Below are 21,586 nucleotides of genomic sequence, written 5' to 3' on the forward strand. Positions count from 1 at the left end.
CAGAATTCGTGCGCCCAGCATGACGATCAAGAGGAGCTGTTCGATGCCTTCATCTCAGTCCGTCCCAGGTGCACCGGCCCCGAAAGCGCCGGACCTGAAAGAGCCGGTCAAGCCTCGACAGCCATTGCCGCCCAAGGACGACCAGCGGCAGCCGGAGGTGCGTACCGTCGCGGGTGCCGAGGAGAAGGTGAAGGGAAACGGTCGCGGCCAGCGGGGGGAGTACCTCACCACTGCAACCGGTACACGGCTTTACGAGACCGACCACTCACTCACCGCAGGCGAGCGGGGCCCGACTCTTCTCCAGGATCACCATCTGCGTGAGAAGATCACACATTTCGATCACGAGCGAATTCCGGAGCGCGTCGTCCACGCTCGCGGTGCGGCCGCGCACGGCACGTTCCTGGCCAATGGTGCAGCCGAAAACATCTGTAAAGCCTCGTTGTTCGCTTCCGGTGCCAGAACCCCGGTATTCGTACGCTTCTCCACAGTTCTGGGTTCACGCGGTTCGGCGGATACCGTCCGAGACACACGCGGCTTCGCCACCAAGTTCTACACCGACGAAGGTGTCTTCGATCTGGTGGGCAACAACATCCCGGTGTTCTTCATTCAGGACGGAATCAAGTTCCCGGACATCATCCATGCCGCTAAACCTCACCCGGACCGGGAGATTCCGCAGGCGCAGAGTGCTCACGACACCTTCTGGGATTTCGTGTCGCTGCACACCGAAGCCACGGCGCACACATTGTGGAACATGTCCGATCGAGGCATCCCGCGCTCCTATCGCATGATGGAGGGCTTCGGCATTCACACGTTCAGGCTCGTGAATGCCGACGGCGAGACGAATCTGGTGAAATTTCACTGGAAGCCGGCCGCTGGAGTGCATTCACTCGTGTGGGAGGAAGCGCAGATCGCCGGCGGTGTGGATCCGGATTTCCATCGCCGCGATCTTGCCGACGCCATCGAGGCGGGCGCATATCCGTCCTGGGATCTGGGCGTGCAGGTGTTCCCCGATACCGCAGACGAAATGTTCGAAGGCATAGATCTTTTGGATCCCACCAAGATCGTGCCCGAAGAACTCGCGCCGGTTCAGGTCATCGGAACGATGACACTCGATGCCAATCCGACGAACTTTTTCGCCGAGACCGAGCAGGTTGCATTCCATCCGGGGCACTTGGTCCCGGGCGTCGACATCACCAACGATCGTCTCCTGCAGGCGCGTTTGTTCTCGTACCTCGACACCCAGATCACGCGACTCGGTGGCCCCAACTTCGACCAGATTCCGATCAACCGTCCTCACTCGCCCGTCAACGACATGCTCCGCGACGGCTTCCATCAGGACGGTGTGCATACCGGAGTCGCGCCGTACCATCCCAATTCGTTGGACGGCGGGTGCCCGTTCCTGGCCTCGGCGGACAGCGCGGCCTACATCGAGGTGCCCGAGGAAGTTTCAGGGCGAAAGGTGAGGCAGGCGCCGGCATCGTTCGACGATCACTTCTCGCAAGCTCGACTCTTCTATCGCAGCCTCTCCCCTGTCGAACAGGAGCACGTCGCGCAGGCGTATACCTTCGAACTGGGCAAGTGCTACGAAGAGAACATCAAGACCCGGAATCTGGGAATCTTGGCAAACATCGACGCGGGTCTCGTGTCGATCGTCGCAGGGGGGCTTGGCCTTCCGGTTCCCGAACCGACGGAGCCGTTGAGTGATCCGGAGCTCAGCCCTGCGCTGTCCCAGGTCGGTGAGGAATGGCCGGTAGACGGAAGGATCATCGCACTACTGGTCGACGAGAACTCCGACCTCGAAACGGTTGTCGCCGTTAGAGACAAGATCTTCGATGCCGGTATGGTGCCGCTGATCCTCGGCCCGCACGGCGGAACCATCGGGGACGGTGACGACGCGGTGACGGTGCAGCGAACGTACCTCACAGCTCGATCGATCGAATTCGACGCAATCCTGCTGAGCGGCGACGTTTCTCGGATCGGCGAGGGCAAGTTGGATCCACGGGTGGAGACTCTGCTGAACGAAATGTATCGTCACAGCAAGGCAATTGGTGGTTGGGGTGAGAGCATGAGTGCGCTGGCCGCCGCCGGTATCGACGAGTCTGCATTGGGAGTCGTGGTCGATGCGGACGCGGAAGGGGCCCTGGCCTCGCTGGCTCAGCTTCTGAAGACGCACCGCGTGTGGGGGCGTTTCGAGGTGCCGCCCACATCCTGAGTGCCGGCGTACGTTCGAACTTGCGGTGTGGCCGAACTGCCAATTCGGCCACACCGCCGGAGTGAAGACGAGTGAAGGGACGAAACAGTGGCTCGCAAGGACTCACAACCTCAACTCAAGGATCAAGAACTCTACGAAGAGCTACGCGAGAAGGGTGATTCCAAGGAGAAAGCGGCCCGAATCTCCAATGCGGCCGCCAATCGAGGGCGGTCGAATGTCGCTAAGTCGGGCGGGCAATCCTCGCCTTATGAGGAGTGGACGGTCGACGAGCTGAAAGAACGCGCCAAGGAACTCGATCTGCACGGCTATTCGAAGCTGAACAAGGGTGAGCTGATCGAGAAACTCCGAAATCACTGAGCTCCATTCTGCTCGAGTCGTATTCTGCTTGTGCAGAATACGACTCGAGCCGTCCGTTCAGTGCCCTTCTTGATCGGAGAGTTCCTGACCTTCCAGTCGCTTGACCCGACGGTGTTCCATCAAGATGGCCAGTGTTCCGACGATGAAGGACACCACGCACACGGCGCCGGCAATGACTGCCCAACCACGAAATCCGTAACCTGCTGCTACCAAGGTTAATCCGAGTGTTGCCAGACCCAGTCCGATCAGCAGGTACCCGGGATAGTTGCGACCGTCGCTGATTGCCTCCCCGACGTGCGATCGATTGGTGTGTTCGTCGTCTACCGGTGAACTCCCGCTTGCGTTTGTCATGGCACACTCCATCCTGAGTTCATGAAGAATTGTGATCCTTCGGCCTGTGGTCGGTTCGCAAGCAACTACCCGATCGGTGGCTGAATGAAACAGTTTGAGTAGTGCCGAAATAGGTAGAAGGACGTACGCTCTAAGTAACGGATGTGGATGGAAACCGGTGCGAGGAAGTCCTATGAATGCGAAGGCGACTCCCGACCTATTTTTGTCAGGTGCACCGACTCTCGGTGTCGAAGAGGAGTTTTTGCTCTGTGATCCGCAGACTGGGCATCCCGCTCCGCGCAACGCCGAGGTGGCTGCCGCGGGGCAAGAACTCGGGATCTCTCTGCAACTCGAACTCACACGTTGTCAGGTGGAGACTTCCACTTCGGTCGGCAGCCATATTCGTGATCTTCGTGATCAACTCTGTGAGTCTCGTGCCCTCACTGCCGAAGCTGCTTCCCGTGTGGGATGTCAACTCATCGCAGTCGGGACGCCGTTCTACGATCCACCGGTCGACGAGATCACGCAGAAGTCGCGATACCAACGAATGGCCGGTCAATTCGGTGCGATCACCGAAGGTGTGATGTGTGGCTGCCATATCCACGTGGGTGTCGAAGATCGAGAACGATCGGTCCAGATCATCAATCATCTGCGTCCGTGGTTACCTACCTTGTTGGCATTGACGGCGAACTCGCCGATCAGTGCCGGACGCGATACCGGTTATGCGAGTTGGCGTTACGTTTTGTTCGGCAGGTGGCCGAGTTCGGGTCCGCCGCCCTTCTTCGAGTCTGTGGGGCACTACGAAGATGCTGTTGCAGCGATGCTGGAGACTGGGGTCATTCTCGATCCGCACATGGTCTATTGGGACGTGCGCATGTCGGATCACCTTCCCACCGTGGAGATTCGGATCAGTGACGTTCCCGCCACCGTGGAGGAGACGATGACTCTGGCCACACTGGTGCAGGCGCTCGTCGGCACCGCATCCGCTGCGATCACCAAAGGTGAGGTTGCGCCTGCCGTCGATCAAGAGCTACTCCGCGCGGCTTGCTGGCGGGCGGCGCGTGACGGACTCGACGGGAGGTCGCTCGACGTCGAATCGGTACGCTTGCTGACTGCGCACCAGGCGGTTCGGCGACTGGTCGATCATGTCGAACCTGCTCTGACCGCATTCGGAGAATTCGAGCAGGTCACGGCTTCCTTGGACAAGGTCTTCAGTAACGGAAACGGAGCGATCGTGCAGCGCCGGCAACTCGCACGCCGGTCACGGGTGGCCGATGTGATCGGCGAGTGCGCCCGACGCACTTTCGATGGGTGCAGTTCGCAAGAGGTCAGTGAGCTGTAGGCAGCCGGGACCTGCAGATAACGGGGCCTACTGGAAACGGGGAGGCGTTGACTTCCAATTTCGTGCCGAGTTCACTGGAAATGAGGACTTGTCGGCTCCCCGTGCAGAAGTCATCCCGTCTGTAGGCCGCGTCGCGAGTTGCAGGATGGCGAAGGGTTGGTCATGAAAAACGAATCTGGCGAGCGGGCGTCCGAGGAACCTCAGTCTGCGCGTGGAGCCGTAGGCTCGCGAGGCACGGGCTCGAATGAACCCGGAGGCGGTCCGGTAGATCGCCCTTCCGGCTCGTTCGACGACGAGGAGACGATCTCGGGGGTGGAAGGAACTGAGACGACTCCTGCCGAGCCCACCGCGTCTGAACCGGCTGTGCCGCCCTACGACGGACGTCAGGAGTCCGCAAAGAAGTCGGCCTTCAAGGAGGCCGAGAGTTCTGGTGGGCCGAATACCGGAGGGGCCGGCGAACCGGTCACCGATTCCGAGTTCAAGGCACCACCGGCGGAAGAGACTGCCGGTGGTCGAACTGCATCCCCCGCGGACGAGCAACCTGCCGCGGAGACCACTGAATCGAATTCCAGCGAAAGCGGAGTGGGGCCGGCACATCAGACCGGCGTAGGGAGGAGCGAAGACAAGAGTGGCAACATATGACTGACGATCCACGTCCCGAAATTCAGTCGAACAAGGACCTCGACGCGCTGTGCCGTCGGCTGGCCACCGTGGTCGAAGAGCGTGGCCTGACAGTCGCCACAGCGGAATCGTTGACTGCCGGGAACATCGCTGCACATCTGGGGAAGGCACCGAACGCGGGATCGTGGTTTTGTGGCGGGATCGTCGCCTATACCCGAGCGGTCAAGCATTCCGTTCTTCATGTTCCTGACGGCCCGGTCGTCTGCGAGGACGCTGCTCGGGTCATGGCACACAGCACTGCCACACTGTTCGGCGCGACGTTGGCACTGGCTGTCACTGGCGAAGCCGGTCCGGATACCCAGGAGAACGTTCCACCGGGAACAGTGTGGTTCGGTGTCGTCGACCATGGGACCGCGGAAACAGAGAAACAGGTTTTCTCAGGTGACCCCGAAGCAGTCCTGGGAGCGACCGTCGAGCATGCGATCCAACTACTTCTGCGTCACGCATCCGGTCGTCACACACCGATTTCGAGAGTTGGGATCTAGTCGACTATTCAACGCTTCGAACGGTTCTTCTTGTGACGACCTGTTTGTTTCGCAGGTGCCTGCGCGATAGGAACCAGATGACCGTCGGCCGTGTATTTTTCGACTACGAGGTTCTTGCTGACTCCTCGGTTGGCATCCACTGCGCAAGTGATTGCTTCCATGTCGGAGTTGAAAGGTTCCTCGGTCGAAGAGCCGTCGGGCATCGTGATCTTGTACCGATCCATACATCGACTATTGCGGGTTGATCCGTCTCCGACAACCCGAGTTCACGGAAAATGTAGGTCTTGGAATCAGGTGGATCAGCGGGTCCAATACTCTTCCGGACGTTGACCCGGACGGAATCCGTAGTGCTCGAGCATCGCTGTCGCTTCCGGGAAGTTGGCTGCCAAAGCTTCGGGCACATGTGCATCGCTGCCGAATGTCACCGCTTTGCCTCCCTCTTCGCTCCACCATTGGGGTATCCAGGGCCACAGCCGACGGGTGTTCATCTCGAGGGCTCGGTCGCTGTTGGCTATGGCGCGCATGGCATTTCGGAATCCCTCTTCGAATCGGCGGGGATCGAACGGTCCCGCACTTTCGGTCGGCCATGCGCGCACCGCGTAGTCGATGTGGGTGAACACTTCGAAGACACGGGAACCCGCGACCATGCGCGGAATCTCTTCGAGGTACGCCCACATGACCTCGTCGGCGTCCCAAATGCGGAACAGAGTGTTCGGTTCACTTCGATCTTCGCCGACTTCGAGCGTGTGCAAGGAACCCAATACTCGGTCGATGACACCGAGATCAAGGAGTTGCGTCGCCTGCGCTTCGTGCAGGTGCGGTTGCCCGAACTCGACTCCGGTGAGAATCTGCAATTCAGGAAAACGGTGTCGACATCGTTCGATGCTGTCGAGATAGCCGTCGAGGTCGAGGATCGGTACGCGGACGTAGCCGTCGGTGCTCAGCAGATGAATTTGATGGGGCATCAGATCTGCGGCGGTTGTGCGCCAACGAGCATCGAAGTCGAGATGTTCGGTGAACACCAACGCGGACAATCCGATTGCTTCGGCACGCGCGCAAGTCTGTTGCATTCGCCCGGAAGCGTCGGACTGTGGTCCGCCGGTGTCCCACGACCACTCGCTGTGAACATGGCTGTCCGCGGGTAGGTGCATGTTCAGTGCGTACCACAGCCCGGGAGTTCTGGTGTGATTACGGTTCGGACCGGCGCACGAAGTCGCTCTGTGCGTGGGTGCCCCAAATTTCAGAGGACTGAGTCTCGGGCTCGCTGTCCAGCTTTCGAACGTCGTGAATGAATTCCACGCCGTTCAGTTCGTCAGACGGAACCGACAGAAGCTTGCACGTCGTGCTCACGAAGAATCGTTGTACATCTTCCAACTCGAGGCGCCCACCGGGCCGGTACCAGTGCGCGACCCCGGTGCACATCTCGAGTATCGCGAGTCGACTCAAGGCCAGATCTTCGATGTCGAAGGCTCCCACGCGTTGGCCGCGTTCGAGGATCTGTCCGAAAAGAAGCTCGTACTCGTCGCGCAGCGTCTGCAACTCGATTCTGTTGTCGCCGGTCAACCCGCGCATCTCGTACTCGGCGACGCGGGCAGTCAGTTGGTTGACGGCGGTAATGCCGACGTGTGAGGACACCAAGCCGGCGAGCTGGACTACGGGATCGGCGCTGCGACGCATGGCCCGCTCTCCCGACTGCGTCAGCTCGTCGAGGCACGACCGAATGATCGAAGCCAACAGTGATTCTTTGCTGCCGACGTAGTGATAGAGCGTTGCCGAGTTGATGCCGGCTTCTGCTCCGAGTTCACGAATGCCGGTGGCGGCGAACCCTTTCGTCGCGAACAGCGTGACTGCCGCCCGTTGAACGCGCCCCAGGTCCATGATCCTCATTTCGGTTGGTTGCCCAATCATGCTAGCATCGCCGCCGAAATCGACTGACCGTCAATCAGTTGATTGATAGCTGTTCATATACTGGCGAATTGCGTCTCGACTAATCAATCGATCGATTGAAAAAAGCTTGACTGTGCCCTGGGTCACTGCATAGTCTCCTTGTCGAGCCTCCCTCTCGGTGCGAGAGCTAACAGGGCACTCCATACAAGGAGCAATGACATGAACGACGCGAATCCTCCATCTCCCGCAACTGTCGACAGGCCTGCCCTGCGGCGTGTGGCGGGATCGGTTCTGGTTGGCACCACGATCGAGTGGTACGACTTTCAGATCTACGGCGCATCCGCCGCGCTGGTCTTTGCGCCACTGTTCTTTTCGGGTGCAGATCCCGCGCTCGCGACGATTCTCTCGTTCGCCACCTTCGCGGTCGGCTTCCTGGCGCGGCCGCTCGGGGGCGTTGTGATGGGCCACTTCGGTGACCGCATCGGACGCAAGAAGGTCCTGGTTCTTGCACTTCTCTTGATGGGAGCCGCGACGTTCCTGGTCGGCGTCCTTCCGACCTCCGCCCAGATCGGCGTGTGGGCCCCGATTCTTCTCGTATTGCTGAGACTGATTCAAGGCTTCGGCGTCGGCGGTGAGTGGGGCGGTGCAGTTCTGACTGCTGTGGAATACGCACCCAAGAATCGCCGCGGCTTCTACGGCAGCATGCCGCAGGTCGGTGTGCCGGCCGGCCTTCTGCTGGCGACGGCCGTCATGTTCGGCACCAAGGCGCTCACCGGAGACCAATTCCTGGTGTGGGGGTGGAGAATTCCCTTCCTGCTGAGTATCGCGTTGGTTGCCGTGGGACTTTACATTCGCACCGCGTTGGAAGAGACACCTGCGTTCGCTCGCGTGAAGCAGCAGAACACCGCGGTCAAGATTCCGATGGTCGACGCGTTCAAGAACTATCCTCGTCAAATCATTCTTGCCGCAGGTTCGATGATAAGCACGGGTGCTTACTTCTACATCCTCAACACCTACAGCCTGACATACGCCGATCAGTTCGATCTGCTGTCCGGAAACCTCATGCTCGGCGCCGTCATGGTGTCCGCGCTCGTTGCAGTCATCTTCATTCCGATCTTCGGCCAACTGTCCGAGAAATTCGGCCGACGCCGGATCCTGATGGTCGGAATCACCGGCATGGGAGTGTGGGTCTTCGTTGCATTCGCCGCGATAGATACCGGCAACTTCTGGATCACCACCGGCGCATTGGCAGTCGGCGCATTCATGCTCAGCATTTCGTACGGGCCGCAGGCGACGTTCATCGCCGAATTGTTCGACGCACGGGTGCGGTACAGCGCAGCGTCCATCGCTTTTCAGATCGGGGTGCTCTTGGGTGGTGCAATCGCGCCGATGGTTGCCGCCATGTTGGTTCGCGCAACCGGAGGATCGTTTGCGGTCGCTGTGTATATCGCTGCCCTGTCGGTTATTTCGCTGATCAGCGTCTACTTCGTCCGTGACACCGACCTCGACGAAGGAAGTCGCGACATGTACATCGATGACAACGGGGCGTATCTGCCGCCGGTCGATCAGCGCTCAACGGTTGTCAACTAATAGAGGAAACTTCAATGATCACAAAGAGTTTCGAAGAGATCTCTGTCGGAGACATTGCGGTAACGGACCCGCGAGTCGTCACCGAAGACTATGTGCGAAGTTTCGCCGACCTCACCTGGGACCGCCATCCTCTTCACCTCGACCCCGACTACGCGCAGCAGACGCGCTTCGGTCGACAGATCGCCCACGGTGCTCTCATGTTGTCCACCTTGCTCGGCCTGGTGGAGTTGGATCCCCGGTATCTGCAGTGCTTCTATGGGCTCGACCAGGTCAGATTCCACAGGCCGACCTACCTCGGTGACTCGGTGCATGCGGTGTCGGAAGTGCTGTCGGTGCGCCCGCGCTCGGACGGTGAGACCGCGATCGTGACGTCGAAAGGTTCACTCGTCAACCAAGACGGAGACCTTGTCTTCTCCGGCGAATTCTCTTTCCTGGTGGGCGAGACCCATTCCCTCGACCTCGAAGTGGGTGTTCGGTGAGTTCTCGGCAGCATATGCCATGGTGGCAGGACCTCGAAGCAGAACACTTCGAATGGACTGTGCCAGAGCAATTCAACATCGCGCACGCATGTGTCGATGTGCAGAATCCAGATGATCCAGCCTTGGTCGTAGACACCGCTGGACACTGGACTCGGTACACATTCGGTGAAGTTGCCACGAGAAGCCGAAAGTTCGCAACCGTGCTCGCGGACCTCGGCCTTGTCTCAGGGGACCGCGTCGGTGTGATGGTCCCACAGGGGATCGAGGTTCTCGCGACACATCTGGGCGCCTTCCGATCCGGAATGGTCACCGTTCCGCTTTCGGTCAAGTTCGGCGCGGATGCGCTAGTCCATCGAATGCGTGACTCCGGTGCAAAGGTTCTTGTGATCGACAAGGACTGTTACGAACGAGTCGTCGACGGAATCAGCGACATCCCTGGCCTCGAAGCCGTAATCGTTGTCGGAGAGTTCGATCAGCAGTTTCATCCGACGCCCGTTCAACTCCTCGATTTCCACAACCTCGTCGACAATGCCGCAGAAAGCGCGGAATTGGCAGCGACGGGCCCCGATTCACACGCCATCATCATCTACACCTCGGGAACGACCGGTAATCCGAAAGGTGCGCTCCACGGGCACCGAATCCTCCTGGCGCACATGCCCGGTGTGCGGACGGCGTTCGACAATGCTCCCCAGCGGGGAGACGTCTTCTGGACGCCGGCAGACTGGGCCTGGATCGGTGGTCTGTTCGACGTACTGTTCCCCGCACTTGCGTTGGGGTGTCCCGTGGTCGCGACGCCCGACAAATTCACGCCGGCGCGTGCGGTCGAGATACTGAGCCGTCACAAGGTGACGGGCGCCTTCATTCCGCCCACCGCGCTCAAGCAGATGCGAAGTATCGGCATCGACAAGACTGCTGCGCGTGGTATTCAGTTGCGGGCATTGGGAACTGGTGGCGAGGCGCTCGGTGACGCCCTGCAAGCCTGGGTGGCGAGCACGTTCGGCGTAGATGTCAACGAGTTCTACGGGCAGACAGAAATGAATCTGACCATCGGGACTTCACGTTCGAGGTGGAACCCCGCCAGCGGTTCGATGGGTCGGGCCTTTCCCGGCTTCGAGATCACCCTGCGGGATCCGTTCGGCGAGCCGGTCGAGGTGGGACAGGTAGGTGAAATCTGTGTGAAGGCAGGCAATCCCGGACAGTTCCTCGGCTATTGGAACCAACCGTCGAAGACCGATGAAAAGGTGTACGACGGTTGGATTCACACTGGCGATCTGGGTCGAACCGATGACGCCGGGAACTTCTGGTACCAGGGACGCGCAGATGACGTCATTTCGTCCGCCGGGTACCGAATCGGTCCCGGAGAGATCGAGGAGTGCCTGCTCTCGCACGACGAGGTAGCCATGGCCGGTGTCATCGGTGTGCCGGATCCGTTGCGAGGGGAAGCTGTTCATGCTTTTGTCGTTCTGTCCGAAGGAACGGAGTCTTCGGAAGAGCTTCGCCAAGAGTTGCAGACCCACGTGAAAAGTCGCCTTGCTTTCTATCAGTATCCCAGGCAGATCACGTTCATCGACAGCTTGCCGCTCACCACCACCGGCAAGATACTGCGACGGGAACTCCGAACATTGGCCACGCACGCCAACGGTCTCGGCTAGCGGACGCCTACATGTTAGGTAGGACCACGACGAAGAACCAACCGCTCAGGGCAAGACCGATGACGCCGGTGAAGAGGCCGACTATTGCATCCCAGGGCAGCTGGCGGGCATTCGAGAGCAGATGCCCGCCAGACTTCTTCGGGTGACGTCGGAGCGCGAAGATTCCTGTTGTAATCGCGCCCGCCCCGAGCAGGATGCCGAAACCGAAAGCCCAGAACAGGAGTACCGACAGCGCGCCGAGCATCTCCGACCGCTCACTCCAGCGTGCGATGCGCTGTGTTTCGGTGGGCGGAGGCCACTTGTGTGAAGGCGACAGAGCTGCTCCGAAACGGCGGGTGTGACGACGAATTGACTGGTCGCTGAGAAACATTGTCCACCACGCCTGGAGTTGAGTCGATGTGCCGCTGGTATCTACTCGTCTACCCCGTCTTCGCGGATATATGCCGCTGAATTCGGGGCTAGGTGGTCGTCGCTTCTTCCCAGGAATTTCCGTTCCACACAATGGCGACGGGGTACTCGTTGTTCACGCCGTCTTCCCAATAGTCGATGATGCCGTGTCGCTCTGATTCGAGTTCGATCCAGCCGATGCTGAATCCCCCGCGGAGGATGCGTTGGGCTCGTCGGTGGATCTCGTCCAGCGAACTGCAGAGCCCTCGAACTCGGGGCTCGATCCAGTCCGCGGAGGGATCGAGGATGGTGATCTCCAGGATGCTCGCGTCGCTCAGCGGAATCTCGATCAGAAGCTCGCCGGAATCCCGCACCTCTCGGGTCGACCGATTCTCATAGGCGTGCAACAGCTCTCGCGATTCGAATAACGAAGGTTTCCCACCGAACCGTCGAGACCAAGCGAAGCGCTGCACGGACATATTGTCACCCACGAATTGCAAGAATGTCATTCGATCTGAACGAGTCATTCGATGTGAACAAGCCCCTCGAGAGCGTCCAGTACCCGGTCGAGCCCGAACTCCCACGCCGCCTCGGGGCTGTACGGGGTGTTCTTCGCTTCTCCCGCCGCGCCGCCGACGCGCTGAGCCAACGGGAAGTCGTCGCCGAGGTAAGCGGCCAGGCGTTGGTTCCAGGAGGACCACACCTCGGCCATGTCGGCTGCGCGAGGGTCGGGGCGCCGTGCTTGCGCCGAGGATCGGGCGAAGTCGGCGACAAATGTCAGGGCGGAGTCCCGGTCGATGTCGGTCAGTCCCGTGCGGTCGAACGCGTGAAGTTCGTGGTCGTACTTCGCGATAGTTCCCGGACCCAACGCGGAGCGCTGATCGGTGATGTCGAGGAGCCACCAATGCTCCGCATAGAGGGCAAGTTCTTCCTCTGCGACCCGACGAACGCGTTGGCGCCACGTCAGGTTTCCGTACGGCAGACGTGGGCTGTTCGCGTGTACGGCGTCGACCATGAGCACCAGCAGATCGTCGCGGGATCCGACGTGGGTGTAGAGCGCCATTCCCGAGATGCCGAGGTCGGTGGCCAAGCGACGCACGGTCACGGCGTCGAGGCCGTCGGTGTTCGCGACGGAGATGGCGACGTCGACCGCCTGTGAGGTGGTGACCTTCGCGCGCGGGCCACGGGCGCCACCCTTCGGTGCCAGGGGGTGATCGCGCCAGAGTAGGTCGATCAGTTCGCGTGCCATCAGTCGTCTCCAGAAATCGGGAATACCTCAACGGTGGTATACCTTATACGGTGCATACTGTATGCACTGCACAAGGTTTATGATCATGGAGGCCACGATGAAAATCACCAGCACTGCTCTGTCCTTGAACGTCACCGACACGGACGCCTCGGCCCACTTCGCGAAAACTCATTTCGGTTTCACCGAGGCCATGGCCGACGACGGCTTCGTTTCCCTGAATCATCCGGATACCGGGGTCAACGTGGTCTTCCTGCGCACCGGGCTCGGGACGTTCAAGCCCGACTTCGTCGCAGGTCCGGCCGGCCAGGGCATGCTCATCGCATTCGTGGTCGATGACGTCGACGCGGAGTTCACCCGCATCGCCGCCGAAGGCGCCTCCGTCGTCACCGAGCCGGAGACCGAACCGTGGGGCGAGCGCTACTGCCAGTTCGTCGATCCCAACGGCATCGTGTGGCAACTCGTTCAGTGGATGTGAGGAACCCGCGTGCTCGGCTCGGCGGCGCGCGGCACCGAACGTAACCAGAGGGCGCGTTCGACGGACTGGGCTTGGAAGCGCTGCGGTGAGATTCCGTGCGCAGTGCGAAACGCTCGGCTGAACGCGGGCAGGTGCCCGTAACCCAGGTTCCTCGACACCGTGCCGGGTGCAATCCCGAGTTGTAGTTGGGTGCGTGCCTGGGTCATCCGAGAAAGGGATCGCCATTGCGGATACGTGGTGCCGGTCTCGGTCCGGAACTCCCGGCGCAGCCTGGCCGCGTCGGTGCCGAACTCCTGGGCCCACTCCTCCAGAGTGCGAGGGTCGGCCGGCCGGGCTGCGATTGTCGCTGCCAGTCGCGTGGCAATCGAATCGGCATTGCCCTCGTTTGAAACCGATTGCGCGAGTGGCCCGGTGGCGATGATGTCGAACACCGCGGTGCTGTCGTGGCCACGCGGGCGCAGGGGTGTGTAGGCGGCGACGAAAGTGTGCAGCAATGCCAACTCGTCATCGGGGGAGAATTGGACGGTCTCGAGAGCGTCGGCAGATACGGTCGACCCGTTCGAGGCACGGAAGCCGAGCGGGAGCAGCAGTGATCCGGACGGAACTGTGACTGTATTGCGAACGCCTGCAGGCAGAATCATGGCCTCGCCGGTGTGCAGTTCCCAGCTGCGGTGGGCGACATCCACCCGGGCTCGCCCTCGGTAGACCCACACTGCAACGTGGGCTCCGTTGACGCGCGGCCACGTCGCGTTGGCCGGTATCGGTGGCGCGGTCTCGCCGGGTCGTCTGGACTCTGCGAGCATCCGGACCAAGGCCTGGTCATCGTCGGTTCGCGTACTGCGATCGGACGGACCGGAGAGGGCCCGTCGGCGATAGTCGCTCGGGCTCTCTCCCATCTGGGCTCGGAAGGCGCGAGTGAATCCGCTGCCCGTTTCGAACCCGACTTCGTTTGCTATCCAACTGATCTCGCGGTCTTGCTTCAGGTATTCCAACGAGGCGGCGATCCGCGCTCGAAGTCGCCAGCGGGTGAAGGTGAGGCCGGTCTCCACCACGAAGTACCGCTGGAGCGTCCGAGTGCTGATCCCGGCGCGCTTCGCGAATTGTCCTTCGGTGTCGTCGGTGCCAGGTGTTCGCAAGAGGGCGTGCGCGATTTCGAACGCTTCCCGTGAGTGCGGCAATCGCGGCAGCGACGTGGACCCGTCGTCTGCCCGGGCGATCATCTCGAAGAGAGACGCCGGTTTTGCCGCGTCCCCGCGTAGATAGCCCAGATTGTGAACGAACTCGTGGATCAGTCGGTCTTCCCAGCCGGGCGGAACGCGCAGCCGTGTCACGGTGGCCGGTCCGTCGGTGACGCCGTCCGAGGGTGGGAGCAGGATGGGAAACGCGACGGAATCCGAGTCCGTCTCCATTGCGTATCGTGCGCCCGCCGGGATCCACAGCAACTCGCCTGCCGGCACCTCGTAGACGGTTGATCCGGTCCTGACACGTCCGCTGCCTGCAAGAACCCAGAACAGTAAGGGTGAGCGGCCCGTGCTGGGCTCGGTGCGGCCGGCACGGATCGGGCCCATGTAGATCTGGTCCGACCTTCCCGATAGTGGTAACACGTTGGCGCTCCTGGACAACCCTTGCTACTTAAGTATGGCTAACTTTACCTCCGGTCCGTCTGCGTTCGCAGCGGCGCACCCTCGTACCTTCAGAAAGCCACATACTCATGCGCAGATCTCTACGTCCGACGGCGGCAGTACTCGCCGCGGTCGTCGCCCTCGCTCTTGCCGGCTGCTCGAATTCGTCCGGTAGTGACACCGGAAACGAGGGCAACCAGACAACCTCCGGGTCCACCGAGGGATGGCCACGCACCGTCGAGCACGGCGGCCGCAGTACCGAGATCACCGCAAAGCCGACTCGGATCGTCTCCACCTCGCCGTCGTTGACCGGCACACTGCTTGCGATCGGTGCTCCGGTGGTCGCGAGTGCGGCGACAACGCCGTCGGGAATGACCGACAGCCAGGGGTTCTTCTCCCAGTGGTCGGGCGTGGCAGCTGATCGTGGCGTCGAGGTGCTCTACCGAAATCTCGAGCTGGACCTCGACGCAATCGAGACCTTCGAGCCCGATCTGATCATCGGGTCCGCCAACGGCGGCGACTCGACGCTCGACGCCTACGCGCAGCTGAGCGACATCGCACCCACCGTACTTCTCGACTACGGCGCCAGTTCCTGGGAGGAGCTCGCAGATCAGCTCGGGACCGTCACCGGACTCGAGAGCGAGGCCGCCGAGACCGTCGACGAATACGACAGCTGGGTCACCACCCAAGCCGCGAAGATCACGCTTCCCGAGCAGCCGGTGACGGCACTGGTCTACATGGGTGCCGACGGTGTCTGGACGTTCCGAGCCGACAGCCCGCAGGGCAATCTGCTGGCCTCGCTCGGCTTTACCTATGCCGAGCCTGCCGAGCAGTTCGTCGCGCCGGACAAGCGGGGAGCCTCCGGCGTCGCGATCGTCAGCTCCGAGAACATGTCTGCCGCACTCGACGGTTCGCAGACGCTGTTCGCCGTCTCGATGGGACCCAAGGACGTGGAGAAGCAACTTGCCGCCGATCCGCTTCTAGCCAATCAACCTGCGGTCAAGGGTGATCGGGTCTACGCGATGGGTACGGCGGCTTTCCGTCTCGACTACTTCAGTGCAAAGCAGACAGTCGAGTCGCTGGTGTCCACGTTCGGTGGATGACCGCGTGGGTATTTCTGCACCGTCCCGGACTGCACCGCCCCGGACCGAAGCGCCGCTGCGGTCCGGGACGGCCGCGCGTGCGGGGTTGTTGGTCGTCGTCTCCATCGTCGTGATCGTGCTGGCATCCGTCGGAGGACTCGTCCTCGGCTCACGCAACATTCCCGTCTCCACGGTGCTCGACGCAGTTCTTTCCTACGACGCCGGTAACAACGAGCACTTGATCGTGATCGAATCACGTTTGCCTCGAACAATTCTCGGGCTGGTGGTCGGGTCTGCGCTCGGACTGGCCGGTGCGCTGATGCAGTCGATCACCCGCAACCCTCTGGCCGATCCGGGGCTACTCGGTGTGAACGCCGGAGCGTCAGCGGCAGTCGTGATTGCGATTGCTTATCTGGGGGTGACTTCGGTCGGCGGTTATCTGTGGTTCGCGCTGGCCGGCGCGGCCGTAGCCTCGGTGGGGGTGTACATGTTGGGGTCTGCGCATCGCAGCGCCGCGACCCCAGCGCGCATGGCGCTTGCCGGTGCCGCTGTGGCAACGGCGATCACGGCGCTCACCAGCATGGTTCTCATCAGCAACGAGGCCGCATTCAATCAGTTCCGATTCTGGGCAGTGGGTTCGTTGCAGGGGCGCGGCGGAGACGTGATCGTCACCGTCCTTCCCTTCGTCATCGTCGGTATCGGGTTGTCGTTATTGCTGATTCGTCCACTCAATGCGATCGCGCTCGGTGAGGACGTCGCGAAAGGTCTTGGCGCGCGCACCGGACCCGCTCGGGTCGGGTCCGCTGTCGCAGTCATCCTGCTGGCAGGGGCCGCCACCGCGGCGGCCGGACCGCTCGGATTCGTGGGGCTGGCCGCGCCGCACATCGTGCGGGGCGTCGTCGGACCGGATCTGCGGTTGCTGCTGCCATGTGTGCTCGTCGTCGCTCCGGCATTTCTGCTCTTGGCCGACGTTCTCGGTCGCGTTGCCACCGCGCCGGGAGATCTGCAGACGGGGATCGCGGTGGCAGTGCTCGGTGGTCCGCTATTTGTTGCGCTCGTTCGCTCGCGGCGAGTGGCGTCACTGTGAACATGATTGCCGCGCAGCCGGTCCCACCGCTGTTTCGAGGCTGGGTGGTTCGAATCGGCTCGTGGTCGTGGCGAATAGTTCCGCGAGTGCTGTTCGTAGCCATGACAATCAGTGCTGCACTTCTAGCCCTTTCCTTGGTCACGCTGATGTACGGAACCTTGGATCTGTCCTTGGGTGACGTGTGGCGCGCACTGCAGGGCGAAGGCACGCCAGCGGCGGTTCGGTCTGTCCAGAACCGCCGGCTGCCGCGGCTGATCACGGCGATCGGAGTGGGCGGAAGCCTTGGTGTGGCCGGCGCGGTTTTCCAGACGCTTTCGCGCAATGTACTCGGCTCGCCGGACATCATCGGTTTCACCACCGGCGCTGCGACTGCGGCGGTGGTTCAAATCGTGTTCTTCGGCGGCGGGGTCCTGCAGACCGCGAGTGCCGCTGTTCTCGGCGGCATGCTGACCGCATTGCTCGTGTACGCGCTCGCTCGCAAAGACGGAGTCAGCGGCGGTCTTCGACTTGTCCTGGTCGGCATCGGCGTGGGCGCGATGCTGAGTGCCGTGATGTCGTTCCTGGTGGTGCGCGCGGATATCGACGACGCCACCGTGGTGCAGCAGTGGACGGCAGGTTCGCTGACCGGGCGCGGTTGGCCACACGCGGTCAGCGTTGCGATCGCCGTCGGTGTTCTCGTTCCTGCTCTCGTCGTGGTGTCCAGGCGCGTCACCATGATGGAGATGGGTGACGACGCAGCGTCCTCACTCGGAATTTCCTTGGAGCGATACCGATTTGCCGGCATCCTACTTGCGGTCGCGCTCACCGGAGCAGCGACAGCAGCTACCGGCCCCATCGCTTTCGTCGCGCTCGCAGCTCCCCAGATCGCACGACGATTGGCACGGCGCAGCGGTGTTCTTGTCGCGACCTCCTTCCTGCTCGGCGCTGTTCTGCTGGCGGGTGCCGACCTGATCGCGCAAGCGGTCGAGGTCGGTCTCCGCACTCCGGTCGGTCTTGTCACCAGTCTGCTCGGTGGTGCCTATCTGATCTGGCTGCTGGCCCGTCAGGCCTGAAAACTTTGCTACGAAAGAGATCAATGACTACAGCTACGCCAGTGCCGCGGCTCCACGCCGAGAAGATCGAACTCCGTTACGCCGATCGAACCATCGTGGACGAGTTGACTCTCGAAATCCCCGACGGCGGGTTCACCGTGGTCGTCGGACCGAACGGGTGCGGCAAGTCGACATTGTTGCGTGCGCTCGGCAGAATGCTCGCACCTCGATCGGGTCGGGTTGTGCTCGACGGTAACGATATTCGGTCCTACCGAACCAAGGACGTCGCTCGCCGAATCGCTCTGTTGCCGCAGTCCCCGCTTTCGCCCGGCGCGATCAGTGTCGCAGACCTGGTCTCCCGCGGCCGTTATCCGTATCAGAGCATGCTGCGCCAATGGTCGCCCGAAGACGAGCGCGTCGTCTCCGAAGCGCTGACCGAGGTCGGAATGCGATATGCAGCAGATCAATTGGTGGACGAACTGAGTGGTGGACAACGTCAGCGGGTGTGGATAGCCATGACCCTCGCGCAGCGTACTCCGGTGCTGTTGCTCGACGAACCGACCACTTTTCTCGACATCGCCCACCAGATCGAAGTTCTCGACCTGTGTTCCCAACTTCATCAGTCCGGTCGAACATTGGTGGCAGTCCTCCACGACCTGAACCTCGCGGCCAGATATGCCACGCATGTAGTCGCGATGCGGTCCGGAAAAATAGTCATGCAGGGCAGTGCCTCGGAGGTTTTCACCCCCGAGTTGCTGCGCGAAGTGTTCGACCTCGAGGCTCTTGTCCTCGAAGATCCGGAAACCGGACGGCCACTTGTTGTTCCGCGTGACCACAGACCTGTCAGTCAGCTACCCGTCCAAAACTGAAACCACGATCAGGAGAAATCGATGACAACCTCACCTCGCCCCGAAGAAGCCCGAAACGAAGAAAATTCGTCCTCTGCGTCGGTGAACGCGCCACGCGGCGAAGACCACGACCGTGGCCTCAACGACGTGGTCGCTGTCGTGGAACGCGTCGAACGGCCGACCGAGAGCATCTCGCGCATCACCGTCCACTTGACTTCGTCGGCGGAAGACCCGAATTGGTTGCGTCCCAACGTCGCATTCCGCATCCAGCTCGGTCCGAAGTTCGGCGACGTCTCTCGCGTCTACACCGTGCGCACCTTCGACGCGTCGAGCGGTTCGATGACCTTCGACGTAGTGCTGCACGGCCACACCAGTCCGATGATGAAGTGGGCAGCCGACATTCGTGTGGGTGACTCGTTCTCGCTCACCGGTCCCCGCCCGCACTTCCTCGTTCCCGAGGTCGCTGGTCGCCGCGTCGCGCTGTTCGCCGACGACACCGCGATACCTGCCCTCTATTCGATCCTGCTACAGTGGCCGGAAGGACTGACCGGCGTCGGTTGGGTAGCCACCGGTGACGCAGGGGCTTTCGCGGAACTGCCCGTGATTCCCGGCCTGGAGTTGCACCACGTGGAAGGGCGTCTCGCCGAGCACGCTCTCGAACTCGAGAACCCAGGAGACTACGCAGTGTGGGGAGCCGGGGAGCGCGATGAGATGCGTTCCATCCGAGCGCATTTCCGTAAGACCATCGGCCTGACGAAGGACAACGTGGTTGTCTTCGGGTACTGGAAGCGCGGAGTGAGCACCACCGAGATCGATCAGAATCGACTTCGGAATTACACGAGCATCCTCGAAAATGGCGGCACACTTGCGGATATCGACGATCTGGCAATCGGGATCTGACGTTATTTGTGGTTCGCGACTTTCGCTGCGGTCATCGGCGCCTCGTGCCGGCGGAAGGTTCTGGAACGTCTTGCTTCATTGCTTGTGAGACATACCCGGTACCGATTTTGACGCCGCCGAGCCAGTCGGTGAGTCGGGCCGCCTCGGCCTCCAGAGAGCGCCGCGCAGACGCTGACACGGGTTCGATGAGGCGCAGGTGGACGGCCCCGGCTTCGTCCTGGATCCAGCAGCCCACGACGCGGCCGTCGACCCATGCGCTGGTACCGGCGTTGCCGCGGGTGTCGAAGAGTTGGTTGCGGTGCGGTCCGAGATAGAAGTCGCGGCCCTTCCAGCCCATGATCGTCGGGTCGAGCACGGGCAGGAGCGCCACCCAAGGACCTGGATCCGCTACCTCCGCGACGTCGTTCGGCAGCAACCAGCCCGTGCCACCGCCGTCGAGTGTGACTGCAACGGCATCGAGTTCGGCGAGGGCAGCCCGGACGACCGTCTTCGTCGAGCCCAACCACCAGACGATGGCGTCTTCCGTCCCCGGCCCGAAGGTGTAGAGCCAGCGTCGGACTATTTCTCGGTATCCGTCTGCGGGTTCGACGTCAACGGATTCGAGAGCGACCGGGGCGTCGTCGAGCCAGTGCCCAGTGAGAGTCCACAGTGGGCGCGAGGTGGGGAAGCGTCCGGTGTTGGTGCCGCGCATGATGTCTGCGGTGGCCCCGAGATGAGTGAGAACCCTGGGTGCCGACCAGATTTCACCTGCCGAACCCTCGACCTTCACATCGATCATCGGCACCGCCTGACGGACGTCGACTGCTGAAAGCCCTTCAGGCGCATCGGCCAGCAGTGACAGTACCTCGGAGCGTGCGCGATCGAGCCAGTCGTTGCCGTCGACGGCGAGTCCGGCTTTGACTACGTCCTTGGACATTCGAGCACGCTCGGTGTTGGCGACCCGGGCGGACGCACTCGACCACGCGGCCGGCAGCAAGTCTCGGGGAAAAGTGAAGAGTGTGCGGCGCATTGCCAATTGCTTCACGAGGCTTCGCTGCTCGTACAGGGCGCGGTCGACGTCGGCGGCGTCCAACGACCGAACCCTCGCCCAGCAGGACAGGTAGACCGTCGCCGACTCGGTGGCGTGAAGCACTGTCATGGCCTTGGTCGCAGCTTCGGGAGAATCGACGAGGAATGCGGGAGCCAGCGCATGACGTATGCCCATGCGTGCACGGCGTTCGTCGTCGGAGACATGGCGCATCAGGACATCGTGCCACAGTCCAGGTGGGACGTATCGGCTAGTTGCGCGAGGGTTCGGTTGCGCCAGTAGTCGTCGTGTCGGAGATGGGTGATTGCACCGGGTGTGGTCGCGAAGGTTGCAAACCCTGTGGCTTCGACGGGGATCTGCAACCAGGCGGAGATGACGAATGTGTGTGCAAAGCCGTGTGTTACGACGATGTGATCGTGGTCGAGGTCGGTCATCAATTCGTGAACGCATTCGCCGACCCTCGACGCGATTTCGCGGCGGGTCTCGGCACCGGCGACGGGGCCACGGTGATCGAGGCGGTTGTCGTCGGGAGCCGGAACCTGCCGCTGGGCCAGCCAGGAGTTCGGTCGCCCTTCCGCTTCTCCGAAGCTGATTTCGCGCAATCGAGAATCTGTTGTCGCCGGAACTTCGAGTGTCCGGGCGATGATTGCGGATGTCTCAGAGCATCGTTCGAGGTCGGACGAGGTGATGCGGATCGGGCGCGAAGTTCCTGTGCGTCGACGTTTCAACTCTTCGGCGATCAATTCTGCATCGCGCCTGCCGGCGGGCGTGAGAACCGAATTGTGCCAACCCCCGACCACATCCCTTGCGGTGTGTTCGGCATGAGGATGAGTGACGACGTAAAGATCCTGCACGAGTCCCCT

At 61.7% G+C, this 21,586-nt stretch carries 23 protein-coding genes; 13 read left to right on the forward strand and 10 right to left on the reverse strand.

Annotated elements, in window-relative coordinates; genetic code table 11:
* The first annotated feature begins 43 nt into the window (after positions 1–43).
* Complete coding sequence (locus tag ACZ3J7_RS31070; protein ID WP_298772854.1) at positions 44–2,212, forward strand: catalase; 2,169 nt, start codon at positions 44–46, stop codon at positions 2,210–2,212.
* Positions 2,213–2,299: 87 nt separating this feature from the next.
* Positions 2,300–2,569: a DUF7218 family protein gene (locus tag ACZ3J7_RS31075; RefSeq protein WP_095971744.1), complete on the forward strand. Its 270-nt coding sequence runs from the start codon at positions 2,300–2,302 to the stop codon at positions 2,567–2,569.
* Between the two features lie 57 nt (positions 2,570–2,626).
* Here the strand turns inward: ACZ3J7_RS31075 and ACZ3J7_RS31080 are convergent, their stop codons facing one another.
* The gene (locus ACZ3J7_RS31080; RefSeq protein ID WP_465626747.1) at positions 2,627–2,920 is read right to left on the reverse strand and encodes a hypothetical protein; all 294 of its coding nucleotides are present in this window, start codon (positions 2,918–2,920) and stop codon (positions 2,627–2,629) included.
* 172 nt (positions 2,921–3,092) lie between these two features.
* On the opposite strand from ACZ3J7_RS31080, the gene ACZ3J7_RS31085 reads away from it, so the two are divergent.
* Together ACZ3J7_RS31085 and ACZ3J7_RS31090 are read left to right on the forward strand one after the other, a co-directional pair.
* Positions 3,093–4,241 carry a glutamate--cysteine ligase 2 gene (locus ACZ3J7_RS31085; protein ID WP_298772859.1) on the forward strand — a complete coding sequence of 383 codons (1,149 nt, stop codon included), beginning with the start codon at positions 3,093–3,095 and terminating at the stop codon, positions 4,239–4,241.
* Positions 4,242–4,879: 638 nt separating this feature from the next.
* On the forward strand, positions 4,880–5,407 hold the full coding sequence (locus ACZ3J7_RS31090; protein ID WP_095971748.1) for a CinA family protein: 528 nt from the start codon (positions 4,880–4,882) through the stop codon (positions 5,405–5,407).
* 8 nt (positions 5,408–5,415) lie between these two features.
* Here the strand turns inward: ACZ3J7_RS31090 and ACZ3J7_RS31095 are convergent, their stop codons facing one another.
* The 3 genes from ACZ3J7_RS31095 to ACZ3J7_RS31105 form a co-directional block, all read right to left on the reverse strand.
* Complete coding sequence (locus ACZ3J7_RS31095; RefSeq protein WP_235170663.1) at positions 5,416–5,631, reverse strand: hypothetical protein; 216 nt, start codon at positions 5,629–5,631, stop codon at positions 5,416–5,418.
* A 75-nt stretch (positions 5,632–5,706) separates the two neighbouring features.
* The gene (locus ACZ3J7_RS31100; RefSeq protein ID WP_166809951.1) at positions 5,707–6,558 is read right to left on the reverse strand and encodes a PHP domain-containing protein; all 852 of its coding nucleotides are present in this window, start codon (positions 6,556–6,558) and stop codon (positions 5,707–5,709) included.
* A 37-nt stretch (positions 6,559–6,595) separates the two neighbouring features.
* Positions 6,596–7,294, reverse strand: coding sequence for a TetR/AcrR family transcriptional regulator (locus ACZ3J7_RS31105; protein ID WP_240952064.1), 699 nt, complete (start codon positions 7,292–7,294; stop codon positions 6,596–6,598).
* 219 nt (positions 7,295–7,513) lie between these two features.
* Between ACZ3J7_RS31105 and ACZ3J7_RS31110 the strand changes: the two genes are divergently transcribed.
* From ACZ3J7_RS31110 to ACZ3J7_RS31120, 3 genes are read left to right on the forward strand one after another with little or no spacing between them, the layout of a single operon-like run.
* The gene (locus tag ACZ3J7_RS31110) at positions 7,514–8,884 is read left to right on the forward strand and encodes an MFS transporter (RefSeq protein WP_042448184.1); all 1,371 of its coding nucleotides are present in this window, start codon (positions 7,514–7,516) and stop codon (positions 8,882–8,884) included.
* A gap of 14 nt (positions 8,885–8,898) precedes the next feature.
* Positions 8,899–9,363 carry a MaoC family dehydratase gene (locus ACZ3J7_RS31115; protein ID WP_200312966.1) on the forward strand — a complete coding sequence of 155 codons (465 nt, stop codon included), beginning with the start codon at positions 8,899–8,901 and terminating at the stop codon, positions 9,361–9,363.
* 14 nt (positions 9,364–9,377) lie between these two features.
* On the forward strand, positions 9,378–11,015 hold the full coding sequence (locus ACZ3J7_RS31120; RefSeq protein WP_296554134.1) for an AMP-binding protein: 1,638 nt from the start codon (positions 9,378–9,380) through the stop codon (positions 11,013–11,015).
* A 7-nt stretch (positions 11,016–11,022) separates the two neighbouring features.
* Here ACZ3J7_RS31120 and ACZ3J7_RS31125 read toward each other — a convergent pair whose 3' ends face one another.
* From ACZ3J7_RS31125 to ACZ3J7_RS31135, 3 genes are all read right to left on the reverse strand, one after another.
* On the reverse strand, positions 11,023–11,385 hold the full coding sequence (locus tag ACZ3J7_RS31125) for a hypothetical protein (protein WP_234036585.1): 363 nt from the start codon (positions 11,383–11,385) through the stop codon (positions 11,023–11,025).
* Between the two features lie 88 nt (positions 11,386–11,473).
* Positions 11,474–11,875 (reverse strand): hypothetical protein, encoded by a 402-nt coding sequence (locus ACZ3J7_RS31130; protein ID WP_366054243.1) that lies wholly within the window; start codon positions 11,873–11,875, stop codon positions 11,474–11,476.
* A 50-nt stretch (positions 11,876–11,925) separates the two neighbouring features.
* Positions 11,926–12,651 (reverse strand): TetR/AcrR family transcriptional regulator, encoded by a 726-nt coding sequence (locus tag ACZ3J7_RS31135; RefSeq protein WP_166809947.1) that lies wholly within the window; start codon positions 12,649–12,651, stop codon positions 11,926–11,928.
* 85 nt (positions 12,652–12,736) lie between these two features.
* On the opposite strand from ACZ3J7_RS31135, the gene ACZ3J7_RS31140 reads away from it, so the two are divergent.
* The gene (locus ACZ3J7_RS31140; RefSeq protein ID WP_465626752.1) at positions 12,737–13,126 is read left to right on the forward strand and encodes a VOC family protein; all 390 of its coding nucleotides are present in this window, start codon (positions 12,737–12,739) and stop codon (positions 13,124–13,126) included.
* Here ACZ3J7_RS31140 and ACZ3J7_RS31145 read toward each other — a convergent pair.
* Positions 13,114–14,694: a helix-turn-helix domain-containing protein gene (locus ACZ3J7_RS31145; protein ID WP_465626754.1), complete on the reverse strand. Its 1,581-nt coding sequence runs from the start codon at positions 14,692–14,694 to the stop codon at positions 13,114–13,116. The genes ACZ3J7_RS31140 and ACZ3J7_RS31145 overlap by 13 nt on opposite strands.
* A 143-nt stretch (positions 14,695–14,837) precedes the next feature.
* Here ACZ3J7_RS31145 and fepB point away from each other — a divergent pair, with 143 nt between their 5' ends.
* The 5 genes from fepB (at position 14,838) to ACZ3J7_RS31170 (ending at position 19,696) form a co-directional block, all read left to right on the forward strand.
* Positions 14,838–15,851 (forward strand): Fe2+-enterobactin ABC transporter substrate-binding protein, encoded by a 1,014-nt coding sequence (gene fepB / locus ACZ3J7_RS31150; RefSeq protein WP_166809944.1) that lies wholly within the window; start codon positions 14,838–14,840, stop codon positions 15,849–15,851.
* Between the two features lie 4 nt (positions 15,852–15,855).
* On the forward strand, positions 15,856–16,917 hold the full coding sequence (locus ACZ3J7_RS31155; protein WP_296554125.1) for a FecCD family ABC transporter permease: 1,062 nt from the start codon (positions 15,856–15,858) through the stop codon (positions 16,915–16,917).
* A gap of 86 nt (positions 16,918–17,003) precedes the next feature.
* Positions 17,004–17,969, forward strand: a complete 966-nt coding sequence (locus ACZ3J7_RS31160; protein WP_366054239.1) for an iron chelate uptake ABC transporter family permease subunit — start codon at positions 17,004–17,006, stop codon at positions 17,967–17,969.
* A 23-nt stretch (positions 17,970–17,992) separates the two neighbouring features.
* Positions 17,993–18,817: an ABC transporter ATP-binding protein gene (locus tag ACZ3J7_RS31165; protein ID WP_298772876.1), complete on the forward strand. Its 825-nt coding sequence runs from the start codon at positions 17,993–17,995 to the stop codon at positions 18,815–18,817.
* A 21-nt stretch (positions 18,818–18,838) separates the two neighbouring features.
* Positions 18,839–19,696: a siderophore-interacting protein gene (locus tag ACZ3J7_RS31170; protein WP_298772878.1), complete on the forward strand. Its 858-nt coding sequence runs from the start codon at positions 18,839–18,841 to the stop codon at positions 19,694–19,696.
* Positions 19,697–19,727: 31 nt separating this feature from the next.
* Here the strand turns inward: ACZ3J7_RS31170 and ACZ3J7_RS31175 are convergent, their stop codons facing one another.
* Together ACZ3J7_RS31175 and ACZ3J7_RS31180 are read right to left on the reverse strand one after the other, a co-directional pair.
* Positions 19,728–20,936 (reverse strand): winged helix DNA-binding domain-containing protein, encoded by a 1,209-nt coding sequence (locus ACZ3J7_RS31175; RefSeq protein ID WP_298772880.1) that lies wholly within the window; start codon positions 20,934–20,936, stop codon positions 19,728–19,730.
* On the reverse strand, positions 20,936–21,577 hold the full coding sequence (locus tag ACZ3J7_RS31180; protein ID WP_298772882.1) for a histidine phosphatase family protein: 642 nt from the start codon (positions 21,575–21,577) through the stop codon (positions 20,936–20,938). The genes ACZ3J7_RS31175 and ACZ3J7_RS31180 overlap by 1 nt, the downstream gene beginning before the upstream one ends.
* Positions 21,578–21,586 lie beyond the last annotated feature (9 nt).

Source organism: Kitasatospora sp. NPDC015121 (assembly GCF_055562955.1).

Coding starts and splice junctions, on each gene's coding strand:
- ACZ3J7_RS31120 (WP_296554134.1), top strand. CDS start 9,378: ATGCCATGGTGGCAGGACCTCGAAGCAGAACACTTCGAATGGACTGTG.
- ACZ3J7_RS31115 (WP_200312966.1), top strand. CDS start 8,899: ATGATCACAAAGAGTTTCGAAGAGATCTCTGTCGGAGACATTGCGGTA.
- ACZ3J7_RS31110 (WP_042448184.1), top strand. CDS start 7,514: ATGAACGACGCGAATCCTCCATCTCCCGCAACTGTCGACAGGCCTGCC.
- ACZ3J7_RS31175 (WP_298772880.1), bottom strand. CDS start 20,936: ATGCGCCATGTCTCCGACGACGAACGCCGTGCACGCATGGGCATACGT.
- ACZ3J7_RS31105 (WP_240952064.1), bottom strand. CDS start 7,294: ATGAGGATCATGGACCTGGGGCGCGTTCAACGGGCGGCAGTCACGCTG.
- ACZ3J7_RS31080 (WP_465626747.1), bottom strand. CDS start 2,920: ATGACAAACGCAAGCGGGAGTTCACCGGTAGACGACGAACACACCAAT.
- ACZ3J7_RS31140 (WP_465626752.1), top strand. CDS start 12,737: ATGGAGGCCACGATGAAAATCACCAGCACTGCTCTGTCCTTGAACGTC.
- ACZ3J7_RS31165 (WP_298772876.1), top strand. CDS start 17,993: ATGACTACAGCTACGCCAGTGCCGCGGCTCCACGCCGAGAAGATCGAA.
- ACZ3J7_RS31125 (WP_234036585.1), bottom strand. CDS start 11,385: ATGTTTCTCAGCGACCAGTCAATTCGTCGTCACACCCGCCGTTTCGGA.
- ACZ3J7_RS31070 (WP_298772854.1), top strand. CDS start 44: ATGCCTTCATCTCAGTCCGTCCCAGGTGCACCGGCCCCGAAAGCGCCG.
- ACZ3J7_RS31100 (WP_166809951.1), bottom strand. CDS start 6,558: ATGCACCTACCCGCGGACAGCCATGTTCACAGCGAGTGGTCGTGGGAC.
- ACZ3J7_RS31170 (WP_298772878.1), top strand. CDS start 18,839: ATGACAACCTCACCTCGCCCCGAAGAAGCCCGAAACGAAGAAAATTCG.
- ACZ3J7_RS31095 (WP_235170663.1), bottom strand. CDS start 5,631: ATGGATCGGTACAAGATCACGATGCCCGACGGCTCTTCGACCGAGGAA.
- ACZ3J7_RS31085 (WP_298772859.1), top strand. CDS start 3,093: ATGAATGCGAAGGCGACTCCCGACCTATTTTTGTCAGGTGCACCGACT.
- fepB (WP_166809944.1), top strand. CDS start 14,838: ATGCGCAGATCTCTACGTCCGACGGCGGCAGTACTCGCCGCGGTCGTC.
- ACZ3J7_RS31135 (WP_166809947.1), bottom strand. CDS start 12,651: ATGGCACGCGAACTGATCGACCTACTCTGGCGCGATCACCCCCTGGCA.
- ACZ3J7_RS31090 (WP_095971748.1), top strand. CDS start 4,880: ATGACTGACGATCCACGTCCCGAAATTCAGTCGAACAAGGACCTCGAC.
- ACZ3J7_RS31145 (WP_465626754.1), bottom strand. CDS start 14,694: ATGGGCCCGATCCGTGCCGGCCGCACCGAGCCCAGCACGGGCCGCTCA.